10 protein-coding genes are annotated in these 12,246 nt (G+C 63.4%); 6 read left to right on the plus strand and 4 right to left on the minus strand.

Annotated elements, in window-relative coordinates:
• Nucleotides 1–25 precede the first annotated feature (25 nt).
• Together QZ497_RS10175 and QZ497_RS10180 are read right to left on the minus strand one after the other, a co-directional pair.
• Nucleotides 26–2,104 (minus strand): TonB-dependent receptor, encoded by a 2,079-nt coding sequence (locus QZ497_RS10175; protein WP_295473864.1) that lies wholly within the window; start codon nucleotides 2,102–2,104, stop codon nucleotides 26–28.
• A gap of 103 nt (nucleotides 2,105–2,207) precedes the next feature.
• Nucleotides 2,208–2,609, minus strand: a complete 402-nt coding sequence (locus QZ497_RS10180) for a DUF2946 domain-containing protein (RefSeq protein WP_295473868.1) — start codon at nucleotides 2,607–2,609, stop codon at nucleotides 2,208–2,210.
• A gap of 122 nt (nucleotides 2,610–2,731) precedes the next feature.
• Between QZ497_RS10180 and QZ497_RS10185 the strand changes: the two genes are divergently transcribed.
• Nucleotides 2,732–3,355, plus strand: a complete 624-nt coding sequence (locus QZ497_RS10185; protein ID WP_295473871.1) for a flavin reductase family protein — start codon at nucleotides 2,732–2,734, stop codon at nucleotides 3,353–3,355.
• Nucleotides 3,356–3,361: 6 nt separating this feature from the next.
• On the opposite strand, the gene QZ497_RS10190 is transcribed toward QZ497_RS10185, so the two are convergent.
• On the minus strand, nucleotides 3,362–3,604 hold the full coding sequence (locus QZ497_RS10190) for a hypothetical protein (protein ID WP_295473874.1): 243 nt from the start codon (nucleotides 3,602–3,604) through the stop codon (nucleotides 3,362–3,364).
• Nucleotides 3,605–3,733: 129 nt separating this feature from the next.
• Between QZ497_RS10190 and QZ497_RS10195 the strand changes: the two genes are divergently transcribed.
• Both QZ497_RS10195 and QZ497_RS10200 read left to right on the plus strand, forming a co-directional pair.
• On the plus strand, nucleotides 3,734–3,904 hold the full coding sequence (locus QZ497_RS10195) for a hypothetical protein (RefSeq protein WP_295473877.1): 171 nt from the start codon (nucleotides 3,734–3,736) through the stop codon (nucleotides 3,902–3,904).
• Nucleotides 3,905–4,014: 110 nt separating this feature from the next.
• Nucleotides 4,015–5,499 (plus strand): MDR family MFS transporter, encoded by a 1,485-nt coding sequence (locus QZ497_RS10200; protein ID WP_295473880.1) that lies wholly within the window; start codon nucleotides 4,015–4,017, stop codon nucleotides 5,497–5,499.
• Nucleotides 5,500–5,592: 93 nt separating this feature from the next.
• Here QZ497_RS10200 and QZ497_RS10205 read toward each other — a convergent pair whose 3' ends face one another.
• Nucleotides 5,593–6,240, minus strand: a complete 648-nt coding sequence (locus tag QZ497_RS10205; RefSeq protein ID WP_295473883.1) for a TetR family transcriptional regulator — start codon at nucleotides 6,238–6,240, stop codon at nucleotides 5,593–5,595.
• A gap of 221 nt (nucleotides 6,241–6,461) precedes the next feature.
• Between QZ497_RS10205 and QZ497_RS10210 the strand changes: the two genes are divergently transcribed.
• The 3 genes from QZ497_RS10210 to QZ497_RS10220 are packed head-to-tail and all read left to right on the plus strand — an operon-like array spanning nucleotide 6,462 to nucleotide 12,217.
• On the plus strand, nucleotides 6,462–7,622 hold the full coding sequence (locus QZ497_RS10210; protein WP_295473885.1) for an efflux RND transporter periplasmic adaptor subunit: 1,161 nt from the start codon (nucleotides 6,462–6,464) through the stop codon (nucleotides 7,620–7,622).
• Nucleotides 7,623–7,625: 3 nt separating this feature from the next.
• Nucleotides 7,626–10,760: an efflux RND transporter permease subunit gene (locus tag QZ497_RS10215; RefSeq protein ID WP_295473888.1), complete on the plus strand. Its 3,135-nt coding sequence runs from the start codon at nucleotides 7,626–7,628 to the stop codon at nucleotides 10,758–10,760.
• The gene (locus QZ497_RS10220; RefSeq protein ID WP_295473891.1) at nucleotides 10,757–12,217 is read left to right on the plus strand and encodes an AdeC/AdeK/OprM family multidrug efflux complex outer membrane factor; all 1,461 of its coding nucleotides are present in this window, start codon (nucleotides 10,757–10,759) and stop codon (nucleotides 12,215–12,217) included. The genes QZ497_RS10215 and QZ497_RS10220 overlap by 4 nt, the downstream gene beginning before the upstream one ends.
• Nucleotides 12,218–12,246: the final 29 nt, after the last annotated feature.

The following is a 12,246-nucleotide window of genomic DNA, read 5'->3' on the forward strand; positions in this document are numbered from 1 at the left end:
GCCGCCTGACTGGCATTTTTTTTGGTCAGAAATCCAGTGTCAGCCCGGCATACAGCGCTCGCCCATCACCCGGCGCGTGCAACGATTGTTGAACGCCGGCGCTGCTGTCGTACCAGACGTACTCGTAATACCGGTTGGTGACATTCTTGACCTGCACATCCACGCTCAGAGTCGGCGTCAGGCGGTAGACGGCACTCAGGTTGAGCAACGTGTAGGCGCCGAACTGCCCGGTGCTGTTGGTACGCTCCAGGTAATAGTCGCTCTGCCCATTGACCCAGCCCGATAATTGCAGCTTCGGCATGGCCTGCCAGCTCGCGCCAACGGCGTATAGATGATGCGGCACATGGTCCATTTCCTGGCCCTTGCTGGCGGGCAGGTTCGGGCTGGGTTCGAGGATCTCCGAGAACTGCCGCGAGTACGACAGCCACAGGCTGGTGCTTTCGGTGGGGTACAGGTTGACCTGGACGTCCCAACCTTTGCGCAGCGTCTGCCCGACGTTCTCGGCATCCCCCACCGCATCGTTGAGCTTGCGCTGCACCTCGTCAGAAGCCTTTTGCTGCCAGTAGGCAATGCGTCCGTCGATCCAGGCCGCCGGGCGGAACTTGATACCGGTTTCCCAACCGTCGTTGATCGACGGCTTGAGGTCACCACTCTGCGTGGCCAGCCGATAGGCCGCCGAGCCGACACCGACCTGGTAGGTTCGTCCCCAGTTGGCATACAGGCTGGCCTGCTCCCAGGGAGACCACACCACGCTGAACTTGGGCTGGCGGATCAGCCCGTAGTCGTTGACCTCGGCGTGCTCTCCCGTCAGCTCGTTGCGGTAGCCGCCGTACAACCTGTCGACCCGGTAGGCGGGAATGATTTTCAGCGATTCCCAGGGCTCGATCACCGCCTGCACGTAAGCACCGTAGACGTTGAGATCGAAGCGCTGGTCGCGGGTCTGCGCCACCTGACTGCGCAACAGGGTGCGATAACGCTCGCTACGGTTTTCCTGGCGCTGCACTTCAGCACCGCCTTCAAGGGCGAAGGCATGCAACCCCTCGACCGGCGGGCGCCAAGTCAGGCTGTTCAGGGCGCCGTACTGGGTTTCGTCGGCGAAGCGCTCCTGCTGGGCACTGGTGCGCCAGTACTGCGTCCAGCGCCGGTCTTCGAAGGTGTTCACATAGGTTTTGCCGGCCCAGCTCAGGTCGTCGCCAAGGCGTACGTCGAGGTGCAGCCCGAGCTGGTTCATCTCCCGCTCACCGGTGTCGGTCGCGTTGCTGGCATAGGACTGTCGCGGACGGTCACGGGCGTCGCTGCGCGCGAGATAGCCTGCTTCGTCAGCGTCGGCACGGTAATGCCTGAGGCTCAGCCCGGCGCGCCAGGCATCGTCATCGGCGGTGTAGAACCACTTGCCAGCCATGCTCAACCGCTCGGCGCCGGCATGGTGTCGATAGCCATCGCTGGCCTGGTAGCTGAGCGCGTAGTTCTGGCTCCATTGACCCGACTGAAGACCTTTTACCAGTTGCAGTTCGCGGGTGGCGAAGCTGCCATAGCGCACGCGCAACTGGCCGTCGTTGCCGCCCTGGCGGGTATTGACCGTCGCATTGCCGGCAATGTTGTGCAGTCCATAGCGGGGGTCGTTGGTGCCGCGCACCACCTCGATGCTGTCGATCTCCAGCGGGAACACCATGTCGATGAACGGCATGTTGCCGTCATTGGTATTGCTGGGGATGCCGTCGATCAGCAGCTTGACGGCATTCACTTCACCTTCGCCATTGAACCCCCGCATGGACAACTTGCCGGAAGTGGTGCCCTGGTTGAATGGCGTCAGCATCACGCCCGGCACCCGATTGAACAACTCCCAACTGTATTGCACCGGCTGAGTCTGCAAGATGTCGGCGCCTACCACATCGACCGAACTGAGCACGTTGCCGGTGGACAACGGGCCGCTCTGCGCCGACTCGCTGCCCGATATGCTGACCGCGCCCAGAGTGATGACCGAATCACCTGGATGGCGGGTTTCGGCGAGCAGCTCGACGGTCGGTACGAAGGCGGCCAGGCCACTGAACAGGAACGGGGGGATTGCCAGGGGCCGAAGGCCCTTGTGCAGAAATGGGTTCATCTACTGCGCTTCCATGAAAAGCCATGAATCAGGCGCACGGCGACGCAGCCCGCAAAGGGCCGGTCAGACCAGTGCCGATGGAGAGAGGCCTGCAGCGTCGAACTCAGGCCAGGGTGTTCAGGGCGACAGGGGAAGCGCGAGGGTTGAGAGAAGTCCACCGCTCACGGGGTGGCGGTTGGGCGAGGCTGCGCAGAACCATGGGCGCAAGGGCCTTGCCCGGCATGCGGGTAAAATCCCAGGCGGCTGGCTGCAGGGCCAGCCCCAGGCCGCCCGACGAACACAGCGGGCAATCGAAACTGAGCAGGGCCGGCTGGGTCGGGTTCAACGGCTGGGCATCGAGGGTGTGCCCATGCTCGCTGTCCAGGGCGCAATAGCCGCCCTGCAGCCCGCTGAGTGCCAAACCACTCATCTGACCGTGATGAATGCCGCACACCAACAGGCTGAACAGGACGCTGGCGTAAAGCGTCCATGCAATCAGCGAGCGTTCACGACGATCAATTTTCATGGCAGCGGACTTTATCACCGGTCAGCAACCCTGGCGGGGCAAATGCTGCGGCCGATTGCCACAGCGACCGTAGGCCAAGCATGATGAGCGTCTCAGCCAACCAGGTTGCAAGGAAACGCCTCATGTCAGACCAGATTTACTCCTACGAGCCCGCCAAGGGTCACGGCCTGCCCCATGATCCCTTCAATGCCATCGTCGGCCCGCGCCCGATTGGCTGGATTTCATCGCAGGATGCCCAAGGCGTGCTGAACCTGGCGCCCTACAGCTTCTTCAATGCCTTCAACTACGTGCCGCCGATCATTGGCTTCAGCAGCGTGGGCCGCAAGGACAGCCTGAACAACATCGAGCAGACCGGCGAGTTCGTCTGGAACCTGGCCACCCGCTCCCTCGCAGAGCCCATGAACCTGAGCTGCGCGGCGGTGGCCGCCGAGGTCGACGAGTTCCAGCTGGCCGGCCTGACGCCGCTGCCTTCCCAGGTGGTCGCGGTGCCACGGGTCAAGGAGACGCCGGTGTCGTTCGAATGCAAGGTCACGCAGATCGTGCAGCTCAAGCGCGCCGACCAGGAACGGGTACCCAGTTGGCTGATTCTCGGTGAGGTGGTGATGGTGCATATCGCCGAGTGGCTGCTCAAAGACGGCATCTACGACACCGCCGCCGCCGAGCCGATCCTGCGCGGTGGCGGCCCGGCGGATTACTTCCAGCTGGGCCCGGAAGCGCTGTTTCGCATGAATCGGCCAAAGATCTGAAGCGTCTCAGCCTTCCTGTGGCCAGACCAGCTCGGCGGCGGCATCGACGTCGAGCAGGCGCTGCAATTCACTCTCGGCAGCGCGGTCGGCTTCATCGGCGGTGCTGAAGGTCTGCCCCGGCAACAGGCCATGAAAACGCGGCGCGCCGCCGCCATCGAGAGCCTTGACGGCGATCGCCGCCTGGTAGCTGCCTGGTGCCGGAATCACTGCCGTCACCGCTTCGAAATGCTGGAAAACCCTGCGTGCCATGGACGCTGCCACCTGTATTGAAATTCGGGACGGCGATTCTACCTGTCTTCGCGGCCAGCACGATCCTGACGATGACCTACACTGCAAGTAACGCTTTCACTACTCCACGGTCGATCCAAGGGGTGCAGCATGAGAGTCACAATAAAAAAATGCCTGGCCGCACTGGGCATCGTCGGTGTCGTCGCCTTGTATGCGGCAGGCGCCTACCGCATCGAACTGGCCCGTATGGCCCCACCCGCCTCCCTGTGTGCCTTTTCCCACTGCTCGCCGACGGACGCCACGTTCACCGCGCTGCGATGACATTCCGTTCACTTCAGCCTGCCGAGGACATCGTTCGAAGGCTATCGGTTAGCACACTATCGGAATAGACTGGCCAGCAAAAAACCGCCAGCCCTTCCGTGACCCGCCCCATGCCGACCAATCCTGCGATCAGCAGCATTCTTTTCGCCTTGATGATGGCGATTTTCCTCAGCGCCCTGGACCAGACCATCGTCGCTGTCTCGCTGCCGGCCATTTCCGCGCAGTTGCACGATGTCGACCTGCTGGCCTGGGTGATCTCCGGCTATATGGTGGCAATGACCGTGGCGGTGCCGGTGTACGGCAAGCTGGGCGACCTGTTCGGGCGTCGGCGCATGATGCTCATCGGCCTGGCACTGTTCACCTTCGCCTCGTTGCTGTGTTGCCTGGCGCAGAGCATGGAACAGCTGGTGATGGCCCGGGTGCTGCAAGGCATCGGTGCGGGCGGCATGGTCTCGGTCAGCCAGGCGATCATCGGCGACATCATCCCGCCCCGCGAGCGGGGTCGCTACCAGGGCTACTTCAGCAGCATGTACGCCCTGGCCAGCGTCGCCGGGCCGGTATTGGGCGGGCTGATGACCGAATACCTGTCATGGCGCTGGGTATTCTTGATCAACCTGCCGTTGGGCCTTGCTGCCTGGGTGCTGGCCTGGCGAACCCTGCACGGCCTGCCCGTGCCGCAGCGCAAGCCGATCATCGACTACCTGGGCACTCTGCTGATGATCGTGGGCCTCAGCGCCCTGCTGCTGGGCATCACCGAAGTCGGCCAGGGCCATGGCCTGGGCGACCGTCTGGTGCAGGTCCATCTGGCCATCGCCGTCGTCGCCCTGAGCCTGTTTCTCATTCAGGAGCGGCGTGCCGTGGAACCGGTACTGCCGTTGCACCTGTTCACCAGCCGCAGCGCCGTACTGTGCTGGATCACCGTGTTCTTCGCCAGCTTCCAGGCGATCTCGCTGACCATGCTGATGCCGCTGCGACACCAGACGCTCACCGGTGCCGGCGCCGACAGCGCGGCATTGCACCTGCTGCCGCTGGCCATGGGCATGCCGCTGGGTGCCTACTTTTCCGGCCGTCACACGGCGCGCAGCGGTCGCTACAAACCGCTGATTCTCGCTGGCGCGGTGCTGATGCCGGTGGCGATTCTCGGTATCGCCTTCACCCCGCCCGAGCAGGCCTGGCTGACCGGGCTGTTCATGCTGCTGACCGGTGTCGCCAGCGGCATGCAGTTCCCCACCTCGCTGGTCGGTAGCCAGAATGCCGTCCAGCCTCGCGATACCGGGGTGGCCACCAGCACCAGCAACCTGTTCCGTTCACTGGGTGGCGCGGTGGGCGTGGCCTTGATGTCGGCCCTGCTGCTGGCCATGCTGCAAGGCACCGGCCTGGGCACGCTGGCACCGGGCAGCCTGGGCGGCGAAGGCCAGACGGGCAACGCCCTGCTCGACAGTCTGCACGCCAGTAGCGGCCCTGCGCTGGAGGCCCTGCGTGGTGAATTGGCCAATACCTTCCGGCACCTGTTGAGTGTCAGCGCCGCCATAGGGCTGCTGAGCGTGGCGGCGGCGCTGGCCATGCCCAATACGCTGTTGCGTGGACGAGACTGAAACGGCCCGGCCTGCCAGGTAAAAGGTGATCGATTCATCCGCTGGACAGGCGCCTTGCGTCATGCTGTTCGGCAGGCGGCGAACGGTGTACGGTTACACGGCTGCGTCGTGCTGGCGCAAGGCTGGGCTATGGCGCAGCATGTCCATGCAGCTCTCGACCAGCGTTTCGGCCTGGTCGTAGAGCGAGAAGCTTTCGGGCACCAGCAGCCACTGGGCGAGAAGCCCGTCGATGTAGGCGTGAAGGCTCACCGCCGCACGCGAGACGTCGAGCGTGGCCGGCAACTGCCCTTTGCGCACCGCGTTGCTCAAGGCAAGACCGATCCTTTCGTTGCACCACACGGCGTTATCCCGACGCTGACGGCGAAAATCGCACATTTCATCGGTGAACTCGCATTTATGGAAAAGGATCTCGTTGATACGCCGGGTTTTCGGGTTCCTGGAAACCTCATGAAACAAATGCACCAGCAGCTTCTTCATGCACCCCAGCGGGTCGGCCTCGTCCTCATTGTGAGTGGCCTGGGACATTTCTTCGAGGGGTTCGTGAAGGCTGTCGAGCATGGCCTGGAACAGCTCGGCCTTGTTGGTGAAGTGCCAATAGATGGCGCCGCGCGTGACCCCAGCCAGGGTCGCGATGTCAGCCAGGGTGGTGCGTGCGACACCGCGAGCGTAGAACGCCTGTTCGGCAGCCTCCAGAATCTGGCTGCGTGTGGCTTGTGCTTCCTCTTTGGTACGACGAACCATGGCAGTAAAACCTCGACATTGATGCGCCAGCCTGTCTAGAGCAGGGTCTGGGAACGGTATCGGCCGTGCGGCTGAGCGAACGGCGACAACGTGATGGCACGCTGTTTACAAACAGCCGTGAATGTAAGTATATTCATTAGCATGCTATGTATCTAGCCGCAAAATTTTTTTACATCTCCACTTTCTTGAGCAATCAAGGTTCCTGACCTCCGAGGATCTTCATGCAATTCAAGCCAGCTGTTCCCGTTCTGGTCACTGCCGTCGCCCTGGCAACCCTGCTCAGCGGTTGTAGCAAGAAGGAAGAAGCGGCACCTGCCGCCCAGACTCCTCAGGTCGGCGTGGTCACCCTCAAAGCCCAGCCCTACACGCTCACCACCGAGCTGCCAGGCCGCACCACGGCCTTTCGGGTCGCCGAAGTGCGGCCGCAGGTCAACGGCATCATCCTCAAGCGGCTGTTCACCGAAGGCGCCGACGTCAAGGCCGGCCAGCAGCTGTATCAGATCGACCCGGCGATGTACGAAGCCACTGCCAACAGCGCACGCGCCAGCCTGCAGTCGGCCAAGTCGCTGGCTGACCGCTACAAGCTGCTGGTCAACGAGCAGGCCGTGAGCCGCCAGGAATACGACCAGGCCATCGCCTCCAGCCGTGAGGCCGAGGCCAGCCTGCAGACCGCCGAGATCAACCTGCGCTACACCAAGGTGCTGGCACCGATCTCCGGACGCATCGGGCGCTCGTCGGTCACCGAAGGCGCCCTGGTCAGCAATGGCCAGACCGAAGCGATGGCCACCATCCAGCAGCTCGACCCGATCTACGTCGACGTGGTGCAGTCTTCGGCCGAAATGCTCAAGCTGCGTTCCGACCTGGAAAGCGGCAAGCTGCAGAAGGTCGGTAACAACGCCGCCAAGGTGAAGCTGACCCTGGAAGACAACAGCGCCTACCCGCAGGAAGGCACCCTGGAGTTCTCGGAAGTCTCGGTCGACCAGGGCACCGGCTCGGTCACCCTGCGCGCCGTGTTCCCCAACCCTGAGCATCGTCTGCTGCCCGGCATGTTCGTCCATGCGCAGTTGCAGGCCGGCACCAACGCCCAGGCCATCCTGGCGCCGCAACAGGGCGTGACCCGCGACCAGAAAGGCACACCGACCGCCCTGGTGGTGAACCAGGACAACAAGGTGGAGATGCGCACGCTGGTGGCCAACCGCACCGTGGGCGACAAATGGCTGATCGAAAAAGGCCTGAACGAAGGCGACCGGGTCATCACCGAGGGTCTGCAGTACGTCAAGCCAGGCGCCACGGTCAAGGTCGCCGAAGCCAGTAACGTCAAGGGCGCCCAACCGGCACCTGCCGCGGCGAGCGACAAGGCCGCCGGCGGTAAAGGGGAATAACCGATGTCGAAATTCTTTATCGAGCGCCCCATCTTCGCCTGGGTGATCGCCCTGGTGATCATGCTGGTGGGCGGCTTGTCGATCCTCAAGCTGCCGATCAACCAATACCCGAGCATCGCCCCGCCGGCCATCGCCATTCAGGTTTCCTACCCCGGTGCTTCGGCGCAGACCGTGCAGGACACCGTGGTGCAGGTCATCGAGCAACAGCTCAACGGTATCGACAGACTGCGCTACGTCAGCTCGGAGAGTAACTCCGACGGCAGCATGACCATTACCGTGACCTTCGAACAGGGCACCAACCCCGACACCGCGCAGGTTCAGGTACAGAACAAGCTGAACCTGGCCACCCCGTTGCTACCGCAAGAGGTCCAGCAGCAGGGTATCCGCGTCACCAAGGCGGTGAAGAACTTCCTGCTGGTGATCGGCCTGGTGTCCGAAGATGGCAGCATGACCAAGGAAGACCTGGCCAACTACATCGTCTCCAACATCCAGGACCCGATTTCGCGGACCTCCGGTGTCGGTGACTTCCAGGTATTCGGTGCCCAGTACGCCATGCGTATCTGGCTCGATCCGGCCAAGCTCAACCAGTACCAGCTGACCCCAGGCGACGTGAAAACCGCAGTCAGTGCACAGAACGTACAGGTCGCTTCCGGCCAGCTTGGCGGCCTGCCCGCCGTGGCCGGCCAGCAGCTCAACGCCACCATCATTGGCAAGACCCGTCTGCGCACCGCCGAGCAGTTCGAGAACATTCTGCTCAAGGTCAATGCCGATGGCTCCCAGGTCCGCTTGAAAGACGTCGCCAAAGTCGGTCTCGGCGCGCAGGACTACAGCGTCGACTCGCAATTCAACGGCAAGCCGGCTTCGGGCATGGCGATCAAGCTGGCGCCCGGCGCCAACGCTCTGGACACCGCCAAGGCGATCCGCGCCACCATCGCCTCGCTGGAGCCCTTCTTCCCGCCTGGGATGAAAGCCGTGCTCCCGTATGACACCACACCGGTGGTCAGCGAATCGATTTCCGGGGTGGTGCATACCCTGGTCGAAGCGATCGTGCTGGTGTTCCTGGTGATGTACCTGTTCCTGCAGAACTTCCGCGCCACCGTGATCACCACACTCACCGTACCGGTGGTGTTGCTCGGCACCTTCGGCATCCTCGCGGCGTTCGGTTTCACCATCAACACCCTGACCATGTTCGGCATGGTGCTGGCCATCGGCTTGCTGGTGGACGACGCCATCGTCGTGGTGGAGAACGTCGAGCGGGTGATGATCGAGGACAAGTTGTCGCCCAAGGAGGCCACGATCCGCTCCATGGGGCAGATCCAGGGCGCCCTGGTGGGTATTGCCCTGGTGCTCTCGGCAGTATTGCTACCCATGGCGTTCTTCGGTGGCTCCACCGGGGTGATCTACAAGCAGTTCTCCATCACCATCGTTTCCGCCATGGCGCTGTCGGTGATCGTGGCGCTGATCTTCACGCCGGCGCTGTGCGCCACCATGCTCAAACCCATCGACCACTCCCACGACCTGGAAAAGCGCGGTTTCTTCGGCTGGTTCAACCGCACCTTCGATCGTGGCGTACGAGGCTACGAACGCGGCGTGGGCGGCATGCTCAAGCACAAGTGGCCAGCCTACCTGGCCTACGTGCTGATCTGCGCCGGCATGGTGTGGATGTTCAACCGTATCCCTGCGGCCTTCCTCCCCGAAGAAGACCAGGGCGTGATGTTCGTCCAGGTACAGACGCCGGCCGGCTCCACCGCCGAACGCACCCAGCAGGTGATGGACACCATGCGTGAGCACCTGCTGACCAAGGAAGCGGACTCGGTACAGTCGGTGTTCACCGTCAACGGCTTCAACTTCGCCGGTCGCGGACAGAACTCCGGTATCGCCTTCGTGCTGCTCAAGCCGTGGGGCGAGCGTCCCGGTGCCGAGAACAGCGTGTTCCAACTGGCCAAGCGTGCCCAGGGCTATTTCTTCAGCCTGCGCGACGCCATGGTGTTTGCCGTGGTGCCGCCGTCGGTACTGGAACTGGGTAACGCCACCGGTTTCGACGTCTACCTGCAGGATCAGGGCGGTGTCGGTCACGAGAAGCTGATGCAGGCGCGTAACCAGTTGCTGGGAGCCGCCTCGCAGAGCAAGATCCTCGCTGGCGTTCGTCCCAACGGCCTGAACGATGAACCGCAATACCAGCTGACCATCGATGACGAGCGCGCCAGCGCCCTGGGCATCACTCTGTCGGACATCAACAGCACCTTGTCGATCGCCTTCGGCAGCAACTACGTCAATGACTTCATCGACCGCGGTCGGGTCAAGAAGGTCTTCCTGCAGGGCAGTGCCGACGCGCGCATGAACCCTGAAGACCTGAAGAAGTGGTACGTGCGCAACAGCAGCGGGCAGATGGTGCCGTTCTCGGCCTTCAGCAGCGGCGAGTGGGTGTTCGGCTCGCCGAAACTGTCGCGCTACAACGGCGTGCCGGCCGAAGAAGTGCTGGGTACCCCGGCGCCTGGCTACAGTACCGGCCAGGCCATGGCGGAGATCGAGCGTCTGGCCAAGGACCTGCCACCGGGCATCGGTATCTCCTGGACCGGCCTGTCGTACGAAGAGCGGCTGTCCGGCTCCCAGGCCCCTGCCCTCTATGCCCTGTCGCTGCTGGTGGTGTTCCTCTGTCTGGCGGCCCTGTATGAAAGCTGGTCGATCCCGATCGCGGTCATGCTGGTCGTGCCACTGGGGGTCATCGGTGCCTTGATGGCGACCAGCCTGCGCGGTCTGTCCAACGACGTGTTCTTCCAGGTCGGCCTGTTGGTGACAGTGGGCCTGGCGGCGAAGAACGCCATCCTCATCGTCGAGTTCGCCAAGGAGCTGCACGAACAGGGCAAGGGGCTGGTGGAAGCCACCATCGAGGCCTGCCGCATGCGTCTGCGCCCGATCATCATGACCTCCATGGCCTTCATCCTCGGCGTGGTGCCGCTGGTGATCGCCTCGGGTGCCGGTTCGGGCAGCCAGCATTCCATCGGTACCGGCGTGATCGGCGGTATGATTACCGCGGTCGTCCTGGCGATCTTCTGGGTGCCACTGTTCTTCGTCTCGGTGTCGACACTGTTCAAGAGCAAACCGAAAAACATCAAACAGCAAGAGGCTGGCCAATGAGCAAGTCCCTGATTTCCCTGGCGGTTACTGCCTTCATCCTCGGCGGCTGCTCGCTGATTCCCGACTATCAGCGTCCGGCCGCTCCGGTGGCGGACCAGTACCCGCAGGGGCCGGCCTACGAACCGGCCCAGGCGGCCAACGTCGCCGCCGCCGAACAGGGCTGGCGGCAGTTCTTCCGTGATCCGGCGCTGCAGCAACTGATCCAGACCGCGCTGGAGAACAACCGTGACCTGCGCGTCGCGGCGCTGAACATCGACGCCTACCGTGCGCAGTACCGCATCCAGCGCGCCGACCTGTTCCCGGCGGTGGCCGCCGAGGGCAGCGGCAGCCGCCAGCGCACACCGGCCAACATGTCCACCACCGGCCGTTCGAGCATCGCCAGCAGCTACTCGGCGACCCTGGGCGTCAGTGCCTACGAGCTGGACCTGTTCGGCCGCGTGCGCAGCCTCAGCGAACAGGCATTGCAAACCTACTTCGCCAGCGAAGAAGCGCGGCGCAGCACACAGATCAGCCTGGTAGCCAGCGTGGCCAACGCCTACCTGACCTGGCAGGCCGACAAGGAACTGCTCAAGCTGACCCAGGAAACCCTCGGCACCTACGAGGAAAGCCTGCGCCTGACCAGCCGCAGCAACGAGGTCGGCGTGGCCTCGGCCCTCGACCTGAGCCAGGCCCGCACCTCGGTGGAAAGCGCCAAGGCGCGCCTGGCGCAGTATCAGCGCCTGGTAGCGCAGGACCAGAACAGCCTGGTACTGCTGCTCGGCACTGGCCTGCCGGCCAACCTGCCGGCGGCACAGCCGCTGGATGCCGACCTGCTGAGCAAGATGCCAGCCGGCATGCCGTCGGACCTGCTGCAGCGCCGCCCGGACATTCTCCAGGCCGAGCACAACCTGATGGCCGCCAACGCCAATATCGGTGCCGCACGGGCCGCGTTCTTCCCGAGCATCAGCCTGACCGCCAGTGCCGGCACCATGAGCCCGGACCTGTCGGGGCTGTTCGACGGCGGTTCGGGCACCTGGTTGTTCAAGCCGACCATCAACCTGCCGATCTTCAACGCCGGCAGCCTGCGCGCCAGCCTGGACTACGCGAAGATCCAGAAAGAGATCAACGTCGCCAACTACGAGAAGGCGATCCAGACCGCGTTCCAGGAAGTCGCCGATGGCCTGGCCGCACGCAAGACCTACCAGGAACAGTTGCAGGCGCAGCGTGACTTCGTCACCGCCAGCCAGGACTACTACCGTCTGGCCGAGCGTCGCTACCGAATCGGTATCGACAGCAACCTGACCTTCCTGGATTCGCAGCGCTCGCTGTTCAGTGCCCAGCAGACGCTGATCACCGACCGCCTGGCGCAGCTGACCAGCGAGGTCAACCTGTACAAGGCCCTGGGTGGCGGCTGGTACGAAAACACCGGCGACAACCAGCCGATCGCCAAGGAAAAGCCTTCCGTGCAGTTGTTCTGATCGCTTTGCCTGAAATGAAAAGACCCGCC

The sequence above is a fragment of the uncultured Pseudomonas sp. genome (assembly GCF_913777995.1).
In the GTDB taxonomy this organism is placed as follows: Bacteria; Pseudomonadota; Gammaproteobacteria; order Pseudomonadales; family Pseudomonadaceae; genus Aquipseudomonas.

What these genes read in the sequence shown, in the direction of transcription:
- QZ497_RS10175 (WP_295473864.1), bottom strand. Translation starts at nt 2,104, where the DNA reads ATGAACCCATTTCTGCACAAGGGCCTTCGGCCCCTGGCAATCCCCCCG.
- QZ497_RS10180 (WP_295473868.1), bottom strand. Translation starts at nt 2,609, where the DNA reads ATGAAAATTGATCGTCGTGAACGCTCGCTGATTGCATGGACGCTTTAC.
- QZ497_RS10185 (WP_295473871.1), top strand. Translation starts at nt 2,732, where the DNA reads ATGTCAGACCAGATTTACTCCTACGAGCCCGCCAAGGGTCACGGCCTG.
- QZ497_RS10190 (WP_295473874.1), bottom strand. Translation starts at nt 3,604, where the DNA reads ATGGCACGCAGGGTTTTCCAGCATTTCGAAGCGGTGACGGCAGTGATT.
- QZ497_RS10195 (WP_295473877.1), top strand. Translation starts at nt 3,734, where the DNA reads ATGAGAGTCACAATAAAAAAATGCCTGGCCGCACTGGGCATCGTCGGT.
- QZ497_RS10200 (WP_295473880.1), top strand. Translation starts at nt 4,015, where the DNA reads ATGCCGACCAATCCTGCGATCAGCAGCATTCTTTTCGCCTTGATGATG.
- QZ497_RS10205 (WP_295473883.1), bottom strand. Translation starts at nt 6,240, where the DNA reads ATGGTTCGTCGTACCAAAGAGGAAGCACAAGCCACACGCAGCCAGATT.
- QZ497_RS10210 (WP_295473885.1), top strand. Translation starts at nt 6,462, where the DNA reads ATGCAATTCAAGCCAGCTGTTCCCGTTCTGGTCACTGCCGTCGCCCTG.
- QZ497_RS10215 (WP_295473888.1), top strand. Translation starts at nt 7,626, where the DNA reads ATGTCGAAATTCTTTATCGAGCGCCCCATCTTCGCCTGGGTGATCGCC.
- QZ497_RS10220 (WP_295473891.1), top strand. Translation starts at nt 10,757, where the DNA reads ATGAGCAAGTCCCTGATTTCCCTGGCGGTTACTGCCTTCATCCTCGGC.